11 protein-coding genes are annotated in these 20,098 nt (G+C 60.2%); 7 read left to right on the top strand and 4 right to left on the bottom strand.

Features of this window, described 5'->3' with window-relative positions:
* Positions 1–26: 26 nt before the first annotated feature.
* Together ACWUI2_RS00205 and ACWUI2_RS00200 are read left to right on the top strand one after the other, a co-directional pair.
* Entirely contained in the window at positions 27–2,771 is a 2,745-nt protein-coding gene (locus ACWUI2_RS00205; RefSeq protein WP_486980846.1) for a right-handed parallel beta-helix repeat-containing protein, read from the top strand.
* 24 nt (positions 2,772–2,795) lie between these two features.
* The gene (locus ACWUI2_RS00200) at positions 2,796–5,531 is read left to right on the top strand and encodes a right-handed parallel beta-helix repeat-containing protein (protein WP_486980845.1); all 2,736 of its coding nucleotides are present in this window, start codon (positions 2,796–2,798) and stop codon (positions 5,529–5,531) included.
* Between the two features lie 653 nt (positions 5,532–6,184).
* Here ACWUI2_RS00200 and ACWUI2_RS00195 read toward each other — a convergent pair.
* The 3 genes from ACWUI2_RS00195 to eda form a co-directional block, all read right to left on the bottom strand.
* A complete protein-coding gene (locus tag ACWUI2_RS00195) occupies positions 6,185–6,829 on the bottom strand; it encodes a transposase (RefSeq protein WP_486980844.1) in 645 nt (214 codons plus the stop codon).
* 522 nt (positions 6,830–7,351) lie between these two features.
* Positions 7,352–8,446, bottom strand: a complete 1,095-nt coding sequence (locus ACWUI2_RS00190) for a PfkB family carbohydrate kinase (protein WP_486980843.1) — start codon at positions 8,444–8,446, stop codon at positions 7,352–7,354.
* A 12-nt stretch (positions 8,447–8,458) separates the two neighbouring features.
* Entirely contained in the window at positions 8,459–9,142 is a 684-nt protein-coding gene (eda, locus tag ACWUI2_RS00185; RefSeq protein WP_486980842.1) for a bifunctional 4-hydroxy-2-oxoglutarate aldolase/2-dehydro-3-deoxy-phosphogluconate aldolase, read from the bottom strand.
* A 114-nt stretch (positions 9,143–9,256) separates the two neighbouring features.
* On the opposite strand from eda, the gene ACWUI2_RS00180 reads away from it, so the two are divergent.
* Positions 9,257–10,309 (top strand): LacI family DNA-binding transcriptional regulator, encoded by a 1,053-nt coding sequence (locus tag ACWUI2_RS00180; protein ID WP_486980841.1) that lies wholly within the window; start codon positions 9,257–9,259, stop codon positions 10,307–10,309.
* A gap of 297 nt (positions 10,310–10,606) precedes the next feature.
* Here ACWUI2_RS00180 and ACWUI2_RS00175 read toward each other — a convergent pair whose 3' ends face one another.
* Positions 10,607–10,852 carry a helix-turn-helix domain-containing protein gene (locus tag ACWUI2_RS00175; RefSeq protein WP_486980840.1) on the bottom strand — a complete coding sequence of 82 codons (246 nt, stop codon included), beginning with the start codon at positions 10,850–10,852 and terminating at the stop codon, positions 10,607–10,609.
* A 194-nt stretch (positions 10,853–11,046) separates the two neighbouring features.
* Between ACWUI2_RS00175 and ACWUI2_RS00170 the strand changes: the two genes are divergently transcribed.
* From ACWUI2_RS00170 to ACWUI2_RS00155, 4 genes are all read left to right on the top strand, one after another.
* Complete coding sequence (locus ACWUI2_RS00170; RefSeq protein ID WP_486980839.1) at positions 11,047–11,421, top strand: hypothetical protein; 375 nt, start codon at positions 11,047–11,049, stop codon at positions 11,419–11,421.
* A 337-nt stretch (positions 11,422–11,758) separates the two neighbouring features.
* Entirely contained in the window at positions 11,759–12,508 is a 750-nt protein-coding gene (locus ACWUI2_RS00165; RefSeq protein WP_486980838.1) for a hypothetical protein, read from the top strand.
* 23 nt (positions 12,509–12,531) lie between these two features.
* Positions 12,532–13,077, top strand: a complete 546-nt coding sequence (locus ACWUI2_RS00160; RefSeq protein WP_486980837.1) for a hypothetical protein — start codon at positions 12,532–12,534, stop codon at positions 13,075–13,077.
* A 78-nt stretch (positions 13,078–13,155) separates the two neighbouring features.
* A complete protein-coding gene (locus ACWUI2_RS00155) occupies positions 13,156–19,551 on the top strand; it encodes an RHS repeat-associated core domain-containing protein (protein ID WP_486980836.1) in 6,396 nt (2,131 codons plus the stop codon).
* Positions 19,552–20,098 lie beyond the last annotated feature (547 nt).

Below are 20,098 nucleotides of genomic sequence, written 5' to 3'. Positions count from 1 at the left end.
GTATTCCAAACCCCATTCCTTTATCGATGAAGACTCTATTCGCCGCCGCCTTCGGATCCTTTTTAATCGCCTCACAGGCCGTCGCCGGACTTCCGCTGCCGCCGTTCGGCATGCCGGAGGATCCGCCGCTTCTTCCGATGGTTGTCACGGCCGGCGGTCAAAAACTTCTTTTGCAGGAAACGGACGTTGCGGTGCGGTGGGATCCGGAGGCCGAGCAATTGGTCAGCACCCATCCGGGCTGGTGGGTGATCAATTATCCGTTCGACCGAATCGAGGGACTCGAGGAGCGGAACCTCTCCGAGATCGGCGAAACGCTGTTCGGGCGTCCCCGGGATGAGGTGAAAAACTGGTATCTCCGCACGCCTCCCACCGAATCCCGTCCGGTCGCGGAAGAGCCGCCGGAGCCGAAGGGTCCGGCTCCGATCGAACCGCATCCGAGTCCTACCTTTGTGGTCGACCAGCGTCACCCGGAGGCGAACGATGAAAATCCCGGCAATCTCGATGCACCGTTGAAAACCATCCAGGCGGCGGTCGCCCGGGCGCAGCCGGGAGACGCGATCCAGGTCCGGCCAGGCGTATACAGGGAACGGATACAGACGCGGACCGCCGGAACCAAGGAACGTCCTATCGTCCTGGAGGGAGTGCGGGACGCCGACGGCAGGATGCCCGCGGTCTCGGGTAACGATGCGGCTCCGGAAAACGCCTGGAGTCCGGTCTGGGGACGGCCGGGACTCTGGAGGGCCGAGCATTGGGTCGCGGGACCGGCGGCCCTGGCGCTGGACGGACGCAATCTCCGTGAGCGGACCATTTTGGCGGAACTCGGTCCCGGGGAATTTTTGCAGAATCGCGGAGATTGGATGTTGGTTGATCCGCCGGTCGACGGTTCCATCGTTCCACGTCCGGGGGAGCGTCAGTTCGGAGCGGAATGGCGGCGGGTCGACGTCGATGAAAACGGGCAAGTTCAGCTTGGCGAGGAGCGGGGGATCTTCATTCTTTCCTCGTGGATCTGGCTCCATCCCCGCGGCGAAGAGGAAGGCGAAGTTTGGGATCCGCGATTTCCGGCGCCGATCACCGGGCAGGTCTGGACGCTTGGAGGTTTTCGCGCCGCCCGCCAGTCGGGGGCTCCGTTTCGCCAGCAGTTGAATCCCTACCGGCTTTGGTTGAACGGCGAATTGATGCCCGGCGTCGGTGAAGCGGGGCGGGCCCGGGCCAATACCGACATCGGGCGGGAAGGCGACCACTGGACGAATCTCCCCTTCCGGGAAGGCTGGAATCACGTGGTGCTCCTGATGGATTCGACCTTTCGCGAAAACCTCCCGAACGCCTACCGTTTCCGCGTTCCCCGTGGTCACGCCGACACGGTCTCCAGTGCAGTTAAACCCGACGACTTGACGAGACCGATCGAGGGAAGCGAGCACAACTATTTCCGCGAATGGATGGTTCTCGGGCCCCTCCCGGCGGACCGGCCGGACCGGGCTCTCTACTTGAAACTTGATCCGAACGAGGATCCCAACGAGATGGATTTCGACCTCGGGGCGCGCGTGCAACTCGCCGCTTTGGAGCATCCCCACTGGACGGTTCGCGGACTGGAGTTCCGGCACGGAGCCCAGACGCAGCAACAGCCGCAGATGCTCATTTCGGCTCCCGGCGTGACCATCGAGTATTGTGACTTCATCGAGCCGGAAGTCCGGTCGATTTCCTTCGCGCTCCGCGGTTTTCAACAAGAGGATCTGCCGATCGTTGCCCGAGGAAATTGGATACGCTCACCGGGGCAGATCGGAATGGGCGCTCAGGCGTCGAGCAATCAGCTCACCGTCGACAACCTAAACAATCCGCCGGGACGGGGTCGGATTCTGATCGAGCACAACACGATTCTGGACAACAACCGCGGCGGCTACGAGCGGTTCCACGAATCGGGAGGCATGAAGTTTTTCCGTCTCACCCGCGCGATCAACCGTCACAACACTGTCCTCGGCGGCGACGGACCGGGGATCTGGTATGACTGGGAGCACTACTACAACCGGGTCGAAGGAAACCGGATTGAGCGGACCACCGGCTTTGGCATCGGGATGGAAGCGTCGCCCGGACCGAACCTGGTGGCGAGCAATGTCATCGTCGACCTCCAACCGGCGGTCTCCATCTTCGCTTCGGCCCTGATGGGCTGGGACAGCTCGCGGACCTGGAAGATTCACAACACCGTCGACAACGCCCGAAGTCATCCGGCCGACGGACTCGGCATGCGGATCGGCGAAATCACCGGAGTCCGCGGCACCCGCTGGGACGACGCGCTCGAGCCAGAGGCGGCCGCGATCAATAACTTGATCTTCAATTCGAGTGTCGCGTTCGACCGGACGCATCTCCACCCGGTGGAGGGGAACCTTTTCTTCGATCACGGCGGACCGTTCGCCTCGGGTGACTGGATCGATCCCGACCTTGGGGCGGTGATCGAGCAAAGCGGACAGATCGTTCGCGACACACCGTTGCCGGAGTTCAACAATCCCCCGATGGCCGATTACCGGACCGCGCCGGGGAGTCTGCTCGACGGCTCGGGGGTCACGGAAACCTTCGTCGATTCCGGAATCTTCAGCGAGGAGGTCGAAGTCGTTTCGCTGGTCCGTCACGATTTCTTCGGCTTGCTGCGTCACCCGGAGGACGGACGTTCTCCGGGCGCGTTCCGGATCGAGCGCGATCCGGCGAACGAGGAGACGATGCAATTGGAGGCCGAGTTTGCCGATGGCGCGATGGTCCGTTATTGGCGTGCCGCCGATTGATCGAATGTCGAACCGATGATTACCATGCGAAAAATATCCACGGCGTTAGGAATCCTGTTTTTAACCGTCGCCCATCCGCTGGCGGCAGCGCTTCCGTTGCCGAAGCCCGATTTGCCGGAGAATCCTCCGCTGCCTCCGACGGTTGTCACCTCGGGCGGGCAAAAACTGTTGCTGGACCACACCGGGCTGCGGGTCCGGTGGGATGCCGAGAACCGTCGGTTGGTCAGCAGCCATCCGGGATGGTGGGTGATCAATTTCCCCTTCGAACGGATCGAAGGGTTGGAGGACCGGAGCGCCGACGAGATCAGCAGGGCGCTGTTTCAACGTCCAGCGGACCAAGTGCGTAATTGGTATTTAAGGACACCGGCAAACGGCGCGAACGTGGAGGAACCGCCGGAGCCCGACGGTCCGGTGCCCTTCCGTCCGCATCCGGAACCGACTCTCGTGGTGGACATCGGTCACCCCGATGCCAGCGACGAAAACGATGGCACTCCCGAGGCGCCGTTCTCCAGCATCGGCGCGGCGGTTCGGAAGGCGCAACCGGGTGATGTGATCCAGGTCCGCCCCGGGATCTACCGGGAGGCGATCCGGCCCCGGACCGCCGGAACCGCCGAGCGTCCGATCCTCCTCGAAGGGGTCCGCGATGAACAGGGCCGGATGCCGGTGGTCTCGGGCAACGATCCCGCTCCGGCGGACGCCTGGAAAGAAGCACCCCGTCGTCCGGGCCTCTGGCGTGCCGACCATTGGGGCCGCGGTCCGGCGCCGCTAGCGTGGAACGGAAAAAGCATGCGGGAGCGGACCATTATCCGGGATCTTGAACCGGGCGAGTTCGTGCAGGTGCGCGGTTCCCGCGAATTGGTGTTGCCGCGACTCGACGGCGGCATCACGCCGCGCCCGGGGGAGCGGGCGCTCGGTTCCACCTGGCGGAGAACGACCGCCGACGGAGATGGGTTTGTGCAACTGGGAGAGGAACGCGGATTGTTTTACGCCACCTCCTGGGTTTGGCTGGAGCCCCGGGAAGCCGGGGAAGTCTGGGATCCCCGTTTTCCGGAGCCGATCACCGGCCGGGTCTGGGTGCCGGGCGGGTTCCGGGCCGGACGCCAGAGCGGGAGCCCGTGGCACCAGCAGTTGAATCCATACCGGCTGTGGCTCAACGGCGAATTGATGCCGGCGGCCGGGATGGCCGGAGAGCCGAAGGCGACGACCGATTACAGTTTGAACGGCGACCAGTGGGAACGTCTGCCGTTCCGGGAAGGGTGGAACCAGGTGGTGATGTTGCTCGATTCCAGTTACCGGGATAACCTGCCGAACCGTTACCGTTTCCGGTTGCCCCGGGGACGGGAGGCGACCGTATCGACCGCGTTGCCCCCGGCGGATCCGCGGCGGCCGTCGGACGGACCGAAGCACGACCATTTGCGCGATTGGTTGATCCTCGGACCGTTGCCGGTGGAGGACGCGGAACGGGCGGTCTACGTGCAATTGCCGCCCGGGGTCGACGCCAACGAAGCGGCGATCGATCTGGGGGCGCGGCAGGAACTGCTGGTGGTCGACCAACCGCATTGGAGGATTCGAGGGCTCGAGTTCCGGCACGGCTCCCAGTATCAGCAAACCGGGCACGCGTTGATTTCGGCTCCCGGGGTGGTGGTGGAGCATTGCCGTTTCTTCCAGCCGGAGGTTCGCGGCATGTCGTTCGTGCTCACACAAATCCCTTACGATGCTCCGCCGATGGTGATCAGGGGAAACTGGATCGAGTCGCCCGGACATCTCGGGATGGGGGCCAACGCCAACACCGGCCAATTGACCCCGGACAATCTGTTGACCCCGCCCGGACGCGGGCCGCTGCTGGTGGAGCACAACACAATCACCGACAACAGCCGGGCCGGTTATCCGCGTTTTCATGAGTCGGGAGCGATGAAGTTTTTCCGCCTGACCGGATCGGTGGTTCGGCACAACACGATCATCGAAGGCGACGGTCCGGGCATCTGGTATGACTGGGAGCACTACAACAACCGGATCGAGGCCAATCGCTTTATCCGTCCGATGGCCTTCGGAGTCGGAATGGAAGCATCCCCGGGACCGAACCTGATCGCCAACAACGTCAGCATCGACCTGCGTCCTGGCGGCGTCTGGTTCCGTTACGCGCTGCTCGCCTGGAACAGTTCGCGGGTCTGGACCCTTCACAACACCATCGACAACGCCCGGGAGGATCCCGCCCAGGGGTGGGGGATTTTCCTCGGCGAAGGCGGCGACAGCCGGGGAACCGCCTGGGGAGCGATGCCGGAGCGGCAGGCCGCGGTGGTCAATACGATGATTTTGAATACGGAGACAGCTTTACACCGGGCGAGGTTGCGACCGGTTGAGGGGAACCTGTTTTTCGGATCGAACGGTGTCGGAATGACCGGCCGTTGGCCCGACGCCGATTACGGAACCCGGGTGGAGCGCAGTGGACAGTTCGTCCGCGGCGAGGAGCCTCCTCGGTTCCATAACCCATCGATCGGCGACTACCGGACCCCTCCCGGCTCCAAGCCGGACCGCGCCGGGGTGGAGCGATTGATGTTCCCGACCCTCGGGGAGGAAGTGGAACTGGTCGGTCTGGTGACGCACGATTTCTTCGGTCTCTTGCGTCATCCCGAAGACGGTCGCTCCGCCGGAGCCTTCCGGATCGAACACGAACCGGCGGCCGGAGAGACGGTTCAATTGGAAGTGGAATTCACCGACGGCGAGACGAAACGCCTCTGGCGCCCGGCCGACGCTCGGTGAGGGAATTGCGATTTGGCCGGTGGAGCTGGGAGGTCACTGGGAGGGCTGGCATCCTGCCGCCCGCCGTCAGCGTCAGTAGCGGCCCGCCGTGTTTTGGTCGGCTGGAAGCCAACCCTCCGATTTGGCGGTGGCGCCGGGAGGTCACTGGGAGGGGGGGCATCCTGCCGCCCGCCGCCCGGCGTCAGTAGCGTCGTGACCGCTGTATTTTGGTCGGCTGGAAGCCAACCCTCCGATTTGGTCGGTGATGTCGGGAGGTCACTGGGAGGGGTGGCATCCTGCCGCCCGCGTCAGCGTCAGTTGCGGCGTGAGCGCCGTATGCGGTCGGCTGGAAGCCAACCCTCCGATTTGGTCGGTGGAGCCGGGAGGTCACTGGGAGGGGTGGCATCCTGCCGCCCGGCGTCGACGTCAGTAGCGGCGTGCCCGCCGTGCGGTCGGCTGGAAGCCAACCCTCCGATTTGGTCGGTGATGTCGGGAGGTCACTGGGAGGGGTGGCATCCTGCCGCCCGGCGTCGACGTCAGTAGCGGCGTGCCCGCCGTGTTTTGGTCGGCTGGAAGCCAACCCTCCGATTTGGCCGGTGACGTCGGGAGGTAACTGGGAGGGTGGCATCCTGCCGCCCGCCGTCGGCGTCAGTTGCGGCTCCAATTGCTGTTGGTCAAACGACCTGACTCGCGAGGTCGCTTTCGAATAGAATGAACTCGCCCGCGCGTAATCGTGCCTTCCTTGGGTTGTTGCGGATATACCGGACGCAGTTCCTCCAATGATCCTTATTGCGAACGAGGCGATCGTGATAATCGCGTTGCCATAATGCTCCTCGATCGCCGAGTATCCTGTTTATCCTGCCGGAGGTATAGCTCTTCCAGCTATGGAGCACCTGGTCCAATTGCCAGGGAGGGATGAGGCGGAAGAGCGTGTGGACGTGATTGGGCATGATCACGAACGAATGTTGCTCGTAGCGATCCCCTTCGAAATGGTGGAGGGCACAGGATACTATTTCCGCGCATTCCTTGCGACGGAGTGGACATGCGCCATGCCCCGCGTCCAGCCATTGCTCCAGTCTTGCCGAGAATAGTCGCTTGTATTCAAGTTCCTGAGTGGGCGTCAGGGGCGGTGGGTGATGTTTGAGCCATTGATCCTTTTCCGTTTTCCATTGGGCAAATAATTCGATCGGGATGGAGTCCGCCAAGTGAAAGGTGAGGAAGTAGGTGCAATCATCCTGCTGCCAATGGGGGAGGCGGTGAAGGCTCTGTCGGATTTCCCTTCGCGGGTCGAGGTAAGAGGGGGTATCGGAGGTAGGCATAAACGTGGGAAAATACTCTGTCGGGTTTTGCTGGCAATCAAACATTGGTCGTGAGCGCCGTATGCGGTCGGCTGGAAGCCAACCCTCCGATTTGGTCGGTTGAACCGTGAGGTCACTGGGAGGGGTGGCATCCTGCCGCCCGGCGTCAACGTCAGTTGCGGCGTGACCGCCGTGTTTTGGTCGGCTGGAAGCCAACCCTCCGATTTGGCGGTGGAGCCGGGAGGTTACTGGGAGGGGTGGCATCCTGCCGCCCGCCGTCGGCGTCAGTGGCGTCGTGACCGCCGTGTTTTGGTCGGCTGGAAGCCAACCCTCCGATTTGGTCGGTGATGTCGGGAGGTCATTGGGAGGGGTGGCATCCTGCCGCCCGCCGTCAGCGTCAGTAGCGGCGTGCCCGCCGTGTTTTGGTCGGCTGGAAGCCAACCCTCCGATTTGGCGGTTGAGCCGTGAGGTGTGTCTCGAGGTTGGCGCGTCGACTTGCTCCCAACGAATCGGCCAGATGAAAGGCTTCGGACTTGAGCGCTTCTACCGGACCACTCGTCCGGATGCCGAGCCTTGGAGCAAGGCTTCGACCTCGGAGCGTTGGTTGAGGTTGAAATCGCCTTCGATCGAGTGGGCGAGACAGGAGGCGGCGGCCGCGAAGGCGACCGGACTGGTGCCGTTGGTGTATTGCTCCGACTGCATGGCGTAGATCAATGCGGCGCCGAATGAATCTCCGCCACCGACCCGGTCGACAATATTGCGGATCTCGTACGGTTTGTATTCACCTTCTTCATTCAACGGGGCGAAAACCGGACGATGAAGCTTTCCGTCATACAACATGGCCCCCCAGTTGTTGTGGGTGGCCGAGATGCTTTCGCGCAAGGTCACCGCGACGTAACCGATATTCGGAAAAGCTTCGATGATCTTTTCGGCGACTTCGGGATAATGGGCGATGTCGAGCTTGCCGTGGTGGACATCGCTCGCGCCGGCGTGGATTCCGAGCACGTCGGCCGCGTCGGCTTCGTTGGCGATCAGCACGTCGACGTAGGGGAGCAATTCCCGCATGACCTCGCCGGCCAGTTCGGAAGCGGATTTCCCCGGTTTCCAGCGCCACAATTTGGTGCGGAAATTCAGGTCGCAGGAGACGGTCAGGCCGTATTTCTTGGCTTTGCGCAGGGCGGCGAGGCAGCAGGCCGCGGCGTTTTCCGAGAGCGCGGGAGTGATTCCGGTAAAGTGAAACCAGCCGACGTCATCGAAAATTTCGTCCCATGGATAAGCGCCCGGCGGCGTGAGAGCGACGCTGGAGTAATCGCGGTCGTAAATCACGCGGCCCGGACGTTGGTTGGCCCCTCGCTCCACGTAGTAGACCCCCAGGCGACCTTCCTTGACCCGTTGCACGCCGGAAACATCGACGCCGTAGGATCGCAAGTCGGCCAGGCAGGCGTCAGCGACCGCGTGGTCGGGGAGGGCGGTGATAAAACGGGTTTGGGTGCCCAAATGGGCCAGCGACACCGCCACGTTGGCTTCGGCGCCGGCGAACGTGACGTCGACTTTTCCCGGCATTGCTTGACGGAATCGTTCGAAGCCGGGCGGGCAAACCCGCAGCATGACCTCCCCAAAAGTGATTGTTTTCGTCATAATAAAAAGTGATTAACGGTTTTCCACCAAAGTCCGCGCGCGTCGAGCCCGTTGGGTGATAGTTGTCCAGTCTTTGCGCGCGATCAATTCGGGCGAGGCGATCCAGGACCCTCCGAGGACCGAGACCGATGGCACCTTCAGATATTCCCCCGCGTTATCTTCGTTCAGTCCCCCCAGTACGATGTATCGCAGACCGAGATGGGCAAACGGAGCATTCATATTTTTCAAGTGGGTGATCCCCCCGGATGACTCGGCCGGGAAGAATTTTAAGAGACGGCAGTTGTGTTCCACCGCGACTTGAATGTCACTGGGCGTCATGATTCCCGGCGCATAAGGAAACCGGAGCTCGGCCGCCGCCTCGAGCAGGCGGATGGAGAGTCCTGGGGAAACGCCGAACGCGGCCCCGGCTTCCCGGACGGTCTGCATCTGGTCAATGGTCAACAAGGTTCCGATGCCGGCCAGCATTTCGGGAACCTCCCGCCGGATGGCGGCGAGTGCGTCGAGCGTCGCGGGGGTTCGCCAAGCGAGCTCCATTGCGGTCACCCCGCCGTCCACCAAGGCCCGGGCGACCGGCACGGCGTCGTTGGCGTCCTGGATGGTCAACACCGCCAACACGGCGGCTTCGTTGAGGATATCCTCCAATTCCGCTCCGAACAAACTTGGAGCGGGAGGTGCTTTGGCTACTAGATCTTGCATTGCGTCAATGGTTCAAGGAATCGGCGACCGCCTTTCTCCCTGATTCGGAGCCGAAGATCGGTCTGGAATACTATCAGGGTGCCCCATTCTGTTTCGCTTGCCAAAACGAATGTCATGTTATTCAAACATCAGGTGGCACGAAAATCAAAGGAAGCGAGTTTGGCGACGGTGGCGGAACACGCCGGAGTTTCGGCGATGACGGTTTCCCGGGTATTGCGGAACTCGCCGCGGGTATCCGAGGAGACCCGGCGCAAGGTCAACGAAGCCATTGTAGCCGTTGGGTATCAACCCGATCCGGAGATGGCCCGGTTGATGGCCCGGGTGCGGGGGCGGAAACGGCGGGAGATTCAATCGGTCCTGGCGGTGGTCCGCGACGAAGTTCACGATCTTCCCTATCGGTATGTCGCGCTGGCGGACATCCAGGCCCGGGCGATTCAGCACGGTTACCGCGCCGAAGAATTCTGGTTGGGACGGGACAACATGACCGCCGAGCGATTGGCGAAAGTGTTGGGAGCGCGGGGGGTGGAAGGGGTGATCGCTTCGCCGCAATCGGAGCCGAAGGAACTGAACCGGTTCGATTTTTCCCGCTTCTGTTCGGCGACCTTCGGTTACGGCTTGACCCGTCCGAACCTGCACCGTGCGAGCACCAACATGACCCAGGGAATTCTCACGGCGATCGACGAACTTGCCGCGAGGGGTTACAAACGTATTGGTTTGGTCGTTACGGAATGGATCGATCACCGGGCGGACCATACCTATTCCGGCGCGTTGTTATACCATCAGATGCGGACGCCCCGGCATTATCATGTGCCCTTGCTTCTCCTGCCCAACATCGGGGTCGGGCGCGGGGTCAACAAGTTTTCCGCCTGGATGAAGGAGCACCGTCCCGACGCGATTATTTCGTTCGACACCTATATTCCGGAATGGGTGGAGCGCCGTCTGGGAATGCGGATTCCGGACGATCTGGGTTTGGTGGTGCACGATTGGACGAAGGAGATGACCGGTCTGGCTGGAATCGATCACCGCCGGAGCCACGTTGCCTCGGCGGCCGTCGACCTGGTGGCGACCCAGTTGATGCACAATGAAATCGGCGTCCCCTCCGTCCCCCGCCAGATTCTCATTCCCCCTGCATTCATCGAGGGCCCGTCGATCCGGGGTCGAGCCTGAGCCGTTCGACCGGGGAGTGATTGGCCATATCGCGAGGGGCTGGATCTGTGTTCGCATTGCTCGTTAAGGGGAGGGGTGCTCTTTAGCCGCCGAAGTTGGACGTTCTGCGGTTTGGGACGTTGGCCGTGGCCGACGGTCTTCGGCTGAAGGACGAATCTCCGAAGGGGGCGAAACATGAGTGGACCCGGCGGTGCCAGTTCCGGCCCTCGCACGATCTGCCAGCCTGTTTCGGCATCCCCGGGCCGAGAAACCCAAGCCCTGCTCGCAAATCGGCACTGCTCTCTCGCCCGCGACCCCTTACGGAGCGAGCAAGCGCTGAATCGGCACTTTCAGAGCTTTGGCGATTTCGATGAGTTCATAGTCCATCAGGTAACGATCCTGATTCTCAATACGGGAAATCGCACTTTGGTTGAGGTTGATTCCCCGAATCATTAATCGGGCCGATAAATCCCCTTGCGAAACGGATGGTTTCATTCGCAGGCGGATCTCGCGAATCTTCGGCCCCAGCACATTCTTACCCAGGTTCGTTGAGGTCTTCTTCATGAGCATGTGAAATTCACATGCTTGACAGTGCCAGAATTATTTACCTTAATTATGCTTGATCAGCATAAAGGTGCCCGGATTTATTCTCTCCGACGCCATTTATCTCTCGCTAGGCATCATGATTGCTCCTTTCTTCACGTTTTAAGATTGTGCTTCCGGAAAGTTCCGTCCTACTCGTCCAAAACCGACCCAATATGAAATCATTCGCCTCGTTCCTCGCCCCTGGTTTTGCCCTCCTGTTAACCTTTTCGCTGTTCAACGACCTGCTCGGCGAGGAACCCGGTTCCCAAACGACAGAGCTCGCGTTTGAGGTCCTGGAGACCCGGGAGGTCGAAGTGGATGGAGGCGCGCGGAAAATCGTTTTCAAACGGGTGTCGCCGCCGGAATTGCCGGAGCCTCAGCTCGAATCCGAACCGGCGGAGGCGCGGGAATGGACGGAGCAGGAAACAACCGCGATGGAGGAATGGACCGCGAAGGAATCCGTCAGTTTGTTGATCGAGGCGGTCGAATACGAACCGGGCGTCACAAAGATCGCTTGGGGGCAGAGCGGGAATCGGGTGACCGCTTAGAGCAACTGCGACTTTTTTGTTCTTCCGGCTTTCGGACAAGATGAAACCGACTCGTTTCGGCTGAAGTATATGATTTTGGCATCCCGGGTTTCGGATGGTGGCTTTGCCGTTCCGGGATGGCAACCCGATGCGGACGACTTCGATTCTGGAAACTCAAGCCAATCCTGCTGTTTTCCTCCGGTTTGTTCGCGGGGGCGGTTTTCCGCTTCCGGCAATTTTCGATAGAAACATCCCAGTTTCGACCTTGACAACTTGATCTGTCCTTGACCCTCTCGTCCCAAAAATGAGACCCAATAATTCCGCTGCTTTCCTCTATAGTTTCTGTCTCGCGTCTACCGTGGCCCTTTCAAGTTCGATCCAGGCGACGGTTGAATTATCCGACGAACAAGCCGACGCCATTGTCGCGGCCGAGATCGCCGCCCAAGCGGAGCTTGTGGCGGAGAGGCGGGCAGATCTGTTGGCGGTGCCGCCCCTGCAAACCCAAGTGGTAGAACGTGAAGGACGGCGAACGATTTTCCGGCGGATCGCGCCGCCGGAGGCGAAAGGCACGGTAAGTGGGGCGACGATCGAAACGGCGGAGCTACAAGAAGAACCGCTGGTCTATTCGGGGCCAATCCTTCCTCATTACAATTTCACCTTGTTCATCACCGTCTTCAGTGACGGGATCACGGAAATCGAGGTTGCGCCGCAATCCGAAGGTATCACCGTTCTGAGCAATGTGGCGTTCGGCCATGTTCCGGCGATAAAGACCTTGTCCACGAAAGAAGCGATTTTCAACTTTTTGAGTCTCGTCACCCGGACCGAGTCAAACAGCTCTTTCGAACCCGCTTCGCTTTTTTCGTCGGGCGCTCCCGAATACGTCGTCTACGCCGATTCGGAAACCGCTCTCCCTCCCGGATTGTTGGAAGGGCTCGACGAACTTCACCGGCATTATTTGGAACACGAAACCGAATACGCTCTCCAAGCCCAACGGGCGGCCGCTTTACGCGCCGCGGAGGAACGGTATCGTCTGGAGAACCCGGCTCCCCCGCAAGAGACCGTCATCAATTTTTTCCCGGTCCGCAGCGGCACCGCATCCTCACGCTGACAACACTGAACTTCCGGCATCCAATGAATCAAATCCCCTTTTCGATTCGGGTCCTCCTCTTCGTCCGGCCGACGGCAAGCGCCGCCTTCCTCTGGACCGCTTCCACTCTCGCGCTCGCATCCCCTCCGCCCAACGAAAAGCTGACGATGTTCCATGATCCCGGCACCGACGCGTTCCACCTCTCCTGGCAGGGTGCACTCGATCACACCTACTTCGTCCAGTTCAGCCCCGACCTGATCACCGGCTGGATTTACGTGCCGCTGATCGAGCAGGGTTTCGACGACGAGATCATCTGGGGCTTCCACCTCGCCGGAGATCCCGGCCGGGGATTTTTCCGTCTCCGTTTCACCGACATGTTCGCCCCGGATCCCTATCTCTCGGTTTTCGGCGGCGACGGCATCCCCAGCGGTTGGAAACTGGAGAACGGGCTCGACCCTTTCGCCGATTACACCGGTCTTTCCCCCGACGGCAGCGCGCTCACCTACTGGGAGCTGTGGCAACTGTCCCTCAAAGGCGGCGAAGACCCGGCGACGGCGAACGCCGCCGGGTTGATCGTTTATTCACCATAAAGTTTCCCCGTATCCCTTGCGTATTTCAAAACAGCCGATCTATCATGACGACTTTGTCGTAGGCTCTTCATCGGATCGTTGGCGGTCTTCCTTCCTCTGGCGACCGTTTTTCCGGCCGGTTTAAAACATTCCGTCGTCCTGCGCGCGCTTGCCGAAGACGATCCGGAGAATTCGATTCAATTTGAAGCGAGCGGATTCCGGGGAGAGTGGGCGGGCTTTGAAGCGTTCACCGGACATACCGAAGGAATTCTTTATCTGTCCGGATTGTTCGGCCATAGCACGACGATTTTCGATTGTTCCGAACCGGAGTTAGTCTTGCACACAAGCGCTTATGGAGTCACTTATTGGGTGGTATCGAATCCCACCGTATCGTTCGTCGAGTCGTTCGAGACGGGAGAAATTTTCAGTTATATTCCCGCACCGACGGAAATCGACGTCACCGCTATCTCCGGAGAGCAGGATTGCGGCGATTGCGTAGGGGCCTCGACCCGATCAAGAAACTGGGCGCGGGCGGAACTGGAAAACGAGTATCCGTTCACCGCTCGCAACCGCCGGGCCTTTCCGGTTCCGTTCGAACCATCCACGGGTTGGAGTTTTTTGTCCGGGTTGGACAGGACTTCCTTTCATACGAACATCCACCGTGTCGCATGGACTTCGAGCCGGGTGGCGACTTCCTGCGAAGACGTCACGGCGTCAAATGTTTATCCATTCACTTTCGCCGATTACGCGTGGGCGGAGCAAACCGGACGGTTTCGAGTCAAAGGATGCCCCGGGGTTTATATGCTTCATTACACGATCGGGAAGTTCACGCCGACACTGACCCGCAGTAGCTCGAGCGGGGAACAGGGGGACAACCTCCCTTCTGATTGGGGCGGTTCCATCTCGGTGACTCACAACGAACTCCTTCCCCAAGAGCCCGTGATGGTGACTATCGACGAGAGCGGATGGTCCGACTTTGTCGATCTGCCGTTACCGAATGAACCGACCTCCGAAATTTACCCGACCGGCGAAGGATTTGAATTGATCACCGATGTATCCCAGGCTGCGAAATATGGTGCGACGAATCTCGATACTGAAGGATGGCTGGCCATCGCTCCGCGACTGATCCCTTTCGCCAGCGGTTGCGAAACCGCCTGCGGCGGAGATGGCCATGGGGGCGGTCTGCCAGGTTCGGGCACCGCGGCTTTAGGGTCGGTGTCTTTAAACGTCAGCTTGGGCCAGCTCTCCGACGGCAAATCGGCCGGGGTGATCGGTTTGAGTTCGCCGGATCTCAGCGGCGACCTCCTGGACCCGGCGAAACTGGTGATTTTCTCCGGCGCTTCGACCGCTTGGGAAAATGAAGTGAGGGTGATCCGTCAAAACGGCGTCGTTCGTCAAATCCGCGCGCCCGGCGCCTTTGTGGACGTGACCGCGCTGTCGCCGGGAATGCGGATCCGCTTCTACGAGGCCTCGGCCGGTGGCAATTACGATCCGGAAAACCCAATCGTCGCTCCGTCCGGAACCGCCCATACCGAATGGGAAGTGGCCCCCGGCGCGATCGCCCCGGCGATCCGGATCGAACGCACGGGACGCGGGGCGGACAGCACTTGGGATTTCGTCCCCAATGCCGGAGGGGGGATCGCGATGATCCGTGAGGGAGTGATTGAAACCTACCATACCTTCGCGGCCAACGGCGCCGTGGTCGAACTGCGTACGGTCTCGGACACGACCTACGGCCTGCTTTCTTCGACGCGACAGATTTGGCGGTGGACCAACGATCGCTTGAAATTGGAGGAAGACGTGAGGCTCGACACATCCGGAAATATTGTGGAAGGCCTCGTGACCAGCGCCTCCTACGAATATGATCAGGAATATCGGGTCGGGACAAGCGTTCTTTACTGGGCGATCGATTGGGTCGCCTCCGGGACAGGCAACACTTATACGAGCCGGGAATACGTCGATGGGACTTGGGTCGACACGAGTCGGACGAACTCCATCCTTTCGGATCTGGATGGCGATGGAAAAGACGAGCGACTGCGGACCAGCCGGACCCTCGTCGATCCTTTCGCGACCAACCGGGTTTCCCATACCATCACCTACAGCAAGCCGGTCACTTTCGGAGGAGAAACCTTCAAGAAGGAAGAGACCCGCGAGCCCACGGCCGCCATCGCGACCGCTTGGAACTCGCCGAACCAGCGGGTGACCGTCCGCTACGTTCATCGGGCGGGCCAATGGGCGGGCCGCACGGCTTGGGAATTCCATCCCGACGGAACGACCGTTTCCTGGATTTACAGCGAAACCGGAGAAGGCGGGCGGACCACGATCCATCAACGCGGCCGCTTCGACGAAATCGAAGGCGTGTTCGTGGCCGGCACCCGTACCACCAACGTGACGGACGCCAACGGCCGATGGGTTTCCCGAACGGAAACCGACATCGCGACCGAATTGGATACCTCGGAGGAAGCGGTAATACTCCGGCATCCGCTCCTTGGGAGCCCGACGGAAATCGATCGCAACGGGAGCGTCGAAACCCGGGTCTACTCGGAGTGCTGCGGAACGTTGGAATCCGTCACCGTGGAAGGACTCACCCGGACCATCCTCTATGACGACTTGAACCGCGAGGTCGGCGAAGAAATCCGGACAGCGACCGGCGGTTTCATTTCCGGCCGCCGCAGCGAATTGGACGGCCTGAACCGAATCCGAAAAACCTGGATTCGCGCTTCCGACGGCTCGGAACGACTCGTCGAGAGCCTCGAATATGACTTGGCCGGACGACTCGTCTCCCGTATCGACGCCCGGGGTTTCAAAACCGAATTCGAAGACAAGGTCGTTTCCGGCAAATGGCATCGCACGGTCACGCATCCGGCCACCGGTGCTTCCTACGCATTGGAAGAACTGACGGTCACCGCCGGGGACGGCACGCCATTGGAGTTCCACCGAAACGGCCTCCTCGTCACGAAGTGGTCTTACGAATCGCACGACGACGGACGCGAACTCCGCGAGATCCGCGTCGGAAACAACGGCGCCGAAACTGAATGGACCGACACGGTCACGAACCTGCGGGGACAGCGTCTGGGCGTCACACACCCGGATGCGGCGCGGTCCGAATGGGAATACGATTCAGCGGGCCGCCTGATCCGCCAGACCGATCCCGACGGCGTCCAGCACCTCTTCGATTCCGTCTGGAACGAAGAACCGGTCCTGATCCCTGTCGAAGACGAAGCCGATCCGAACAACCCGCTCGCTTTCCCGGAAATCACTTGGGAACAAATTGGTAGTATTTGGCGGGAATGGCGGGTGACCGCCGTCGACCTCGACCGCGACGGCGTCATCGATTACGGCGGCGACGACCGGATCACCCGTTCGACGACCACCGCCGCGACGCGGGGCGGACAGGTGGTCCGGCGGACCATCACCCAAGCCTTGACCGGCCCCAGCGCCGATCCCGAAACGGTCTCCCTGGTCGACGTCTCGATCGACGGAACCCAAACCTGGGAAATCCGCCACAGCACCCGAACCCATACCGCGACCTCCATCGATCCGTCGGGTGAGCGGACCGAAACCACCACCTTCCCTGACCGGACGAAACTTGTCCAGACCTACCTGGGAACCCGCCTGATGAGTGAAACCCGGAAAGCCTCGGACGGCGAAACCGTGTCGAATGAAACCTTCGTCTATGACCTTTACGGCCGCCTCCAGACGTCGACCACTGCCCGCGGCACCACCGTTTTCACCTATCATCTGGACGACCGGCTCGAAACCGTCACCACCCCCGATCCGGGCGACGGCGCCCAGACCACCGCCTACGAATACAACGCCCGCGGTTGGACCACCAAAGTCATCCACCCGGATCTCACCGAGACCGACACGACCTACTGGCCCACCGGCGAAGTCCGCAAAGTCTCTGGCTCCCGGACCTATCCGGTCGAGTACGAATACGATCGGCAGGGACGCCGCACTAAAATGACTACCTGGCAGGACTCCGGCACAACGGCCGAAACCACCTGGACCTACCATCCTGAGCGAGGTTGGCTGACCGGGAAGATCTACCAGGGACCGACCGCCGGACCGACCTACCAATACTGGCCGTCCGGCCGCCTCAAACAACGGACCTGGGCCCGGGGCGTCACCACCGACTATGCCTACAACAACGCGGGTGATCTCTGGACCGTGACCTACAGCGATTCCACCCCTGGGATCACCCACACCTATGATCGGATGGGACGGTTGAAAACCACGACCGATGCCGCCGGACTGCTCACCCGCGACCACACCTCCGCCGGTTTCCTGAAAGAAGAAGTCTACACCGGCGCTGGCCTCCTCTCCGGCCGGCGAATCGACCGCGGCCACGACACAATCCACCGGCCCCGTAGCCTCGAAACCGACGGCGGCTACCAACTCCATTACCTCTATGACCAAGCCGGAAGGCTCGGGCAAATCAACGAAGGGCACCACCGGGCCGACCTCGGCTACGAACCCGGCACCGGGATGTATCAATCGACCACCATCCGCCGGGTCGGGGTGGAGCGAGCCCCCCACGAACGGACCCTCGACGCCCTCGGCCGGATCGAGCAGGTGAAAACCACCGTGGCCGGATCCGCCGCCGTTTTGCGCAACTACACCCACAACAGCGCCAACCAGCGGGCCATCGTCGAACACGAAGACGGCCGCGCCTGGCATTACGGCTATGACGTCCTCGGACAGGTGACCTCCGCGGTCAAACGCCTCTCGGACGATCCGCAATCGGCCGCCCTCCCGGGCTACACGTTCGGCTACACCTTCGACGACATCGGCAACCGAACCGGAACCACCGCCAACGGACAAAACGCCGGTTACACGCCCAACCTCCTCAACCAATATCTCACTCGGACCGTTCCCGGGGCGGTCGACGTTTTGGGTGAGGCGCTCGAAGCCGCGACCGTCACGGTGGACGGACAATCCACCCAGCGCACCGGCCGCGATTTTTATCGTCAAATCCCGGTGGACAACACCGCCTCCCCGACGCATACTTCCATCATCGTGGAAGCCGAAATCGATAACGACCTGATCGACGAAACCCGCTGGGCCTTCCTCCCGGAAACTCCGGAGTCCTTCGACCACGACGCCGACGGCAACCTTAAGTTCGACGGCCGCTGGACTTACACTTGGGACGGAGAAAACCGCTTGATCGCCATGGAGACTCTCCCGGGCATCGCCGCCACATTCCCCGGCCTCAAGCAACGGTTCGAATTCGCGTATGACTTCCAGGGACGCCGCATTCAAAAGGTGGTCAAATCTTGGGACACCGGATCGTCTACTTGGCAAACCACGAAAGACCTTCGCTTCCTCTACGACGGTTGGAATTTGATTGAGGAGCGCAACGCCTTGAACAACGGCAAGATCATTCGTGCCCACATCTGGGGCCTCGATCTGAGCGGCACAATGCAAGGCGCCGGAGGCGTCGGCGGCCTGCTCTGGACGCAAACCCCAACCCAGATCTTCGCCGCAAGCAGTGACGCCAACGGGAACATCGTCGCGTGGGTGAATACTGCGACGCTCGCTGTGGCTGGTAGAGCGGACTACAGCCCGTTTGGCGAATCCGTCGTTCAAACCGGCCTGGCGAAGGAGTTGCCGTTTGGTTTCAGCACGAAATACGAGGACACGGAAACCGGGCTGCTGTATTATGGTTTTCGATACCTAGATCCAAGCACCGGTCGATGGATCAACCGTGACCCGATTGAGGAAGAAGGCGGCCCGAACCTTTACGGTATGGTCGGAAACGACCCGGTGAATCGGTGGGATTATTTGGGGCTGAATTTTATTGGTGTTCCACCGGGTAGTCCTGCCTCAATTATTCCGCCACTGGATTTGCCCTGGCCTTACCACCCTGATCCTCGGCATCCTGAATTCCGCCCAAACAACGATCCCTTGCCAGATGAGGTTTTGGATGGTGGATTTGGTCCGCTCAGGAGGAATAGTCATTCAATGCTTATAGTTTTTAAGACTCCGAACACAGATGGATTCAAACAGGAAATATACGACGGTTTAAAAGTATTTCGACATTTTGAACCAAATGTAGCGACAGTGTCATTCAATCAAAGCTCTCTGATTGCTACGTTTAGAATACGAGGTGTTCCTGGGGTAATGTCGGGGATAATAAACGACTACCGTTTCAGGGTACGTGTTTCATATCCACAGCCATTCCTTGTTAGGGCGGTCACACTGGATTCCAATGTTAGCCAAGTGACGGGGCGCTTCAATGGGCATCCATTGATTGGATGGAGAACCTGGGAGGTTTCCGATAGCGTTCAAAACCCATGTGCTCTATGGATTCGCACTATTGCGGAAGAACGTAGCAGGAATTTGGGCAATGAACTTGTAGGACGCCCTTTGGGGGGCGGACATGCCCAGGAGCAAACCTGGACAAACTATTTTACGAATATCGGGAATTATTGGCGTGAGCGTGAAGGCGCTGTCGTTTCGCCAATTACCATAACGGAATCTATAATAGACTAGGTGAATAAGGTAAAAAACATATACATATGCATAGCGGGTCTTCTATTGCTCGCTATTTGGATTTCGATTTTGAGCAATAGGAACATCTTGTTCGAGGACTATAGTATTTTTATAGTATTCCCAGCGGGAATAGCGAATTTAGTCTTAGCCGGTATCAGTCTAGCAAAGCGTTTCCCGTGGGCGTTGTCGGTCCTTCTAATTATAGATAGTATTCTATTCTTATGGATATTATTGCTGTCATTTTCTATGGGAATAAGGGCCATTTGATTTAGGGAATGGCAAAAGGGGCACCCGATCTCGGAAGCAGCCCTTGATCTAGTACAATGCCGTATGACTCGAGTGAGCGAATACACCCAATACGGTCGAATTGGTCCTTAAGGGTGTAATCGGCCGCCCCTCCCGCCCGCGGCTGGCACGCCCTGGTGTTGTCGAAAGCCGCTCCAGCGCACAATATCACCTTATGTCGTGCGCCCTTGAAGGCGCCGCAGATACGAGCAGAACATGAACGTTAGAAAGAAAGGTGTTACGGTCCAAATTAAGACGGACC

The organism is Verruconatronum alginivorum (assembly GCF_056590205.1).
The sequence above is the reverse complement of the archived record's forward strand: the minus strand, read 5'-3'. Positions and strand labels throughout refer to the sequence as shown.